Genomic DNA, 638 nt, shown 5'->3' on the forward strand with positions numbered 1-638 from the left:
GCCGGGAAGTACGCGATGAAGGCGAGCGGCACGACGAAGGTGAACGCGGCGGAGGCGACCTTCGGCAGGATGCTCAGCGGATAGCTGCCGAAGGTGCCCATCAGCTCCTCCAGCCACTGGGCCCAGTACGAGGTGGCCGGGAAGTGGAACGCGGCGGCGGCCAGCGCCGTGAACAGCGCGGCCTCGACGAGCATCCCGCCGAGAACCCCCGCCACGACGTACGTGATCCGCCCCGCCGTCCAGTCCAGCGAGCTCCGCTGGAGCGCGGCGGCGAACAGCCCGACCGCGACCACCAGGTCACCGATGGCGTTGACGGGGAAGAAGGCGAGCTGGACCTGCCGGTACACCGGCATGGGCCGGATCAGGCAGGGGTCGACGATCCCCTCCTGGACGAGGATGTTCATGTACTGGATCCGGCCGAGGAACAGCACGTACAGCCCGTGGGCGAGCATCCGCATGCTCGCGATCAGCAGGACGTCGGAGCTGGACCAGCCGCCGAGCCCGGGGAACCGGGTGAGCAGCACCGAGGCGAAGACGATGATCGAGACCTGCCAGATCGCCCCGATGGCGACCCCCATCAGGAACTCGCCCCGGTACTCCAGCCGCGCCTTGAAGTTGAGCTTGGTGATCCGCCAGAC

The 638-nt window shown here is 68.5% G+C and carries 1 protein-coding gene; it reads right to left on the reverse strand.

Going from position 1 to position 638, the window contains the following annotated elements:
* Positions 1-638: ABC-2 family transporter protein (locus tag AOK15_RS19090; RefSeq protein ID WP_157870300.1), on the reverse strand; the 638-nt coding region annotated here is incomplete at both ends.

Source organism: Streptomyces ossamyceticus (assembly GCF_001418475.1).
GTDB lineage: Bacteria > Actinomycetota > Actinomycetes > Streptomycetales > Streptomycetaceae > Streptomyces > Streptomyces ossamyceticus.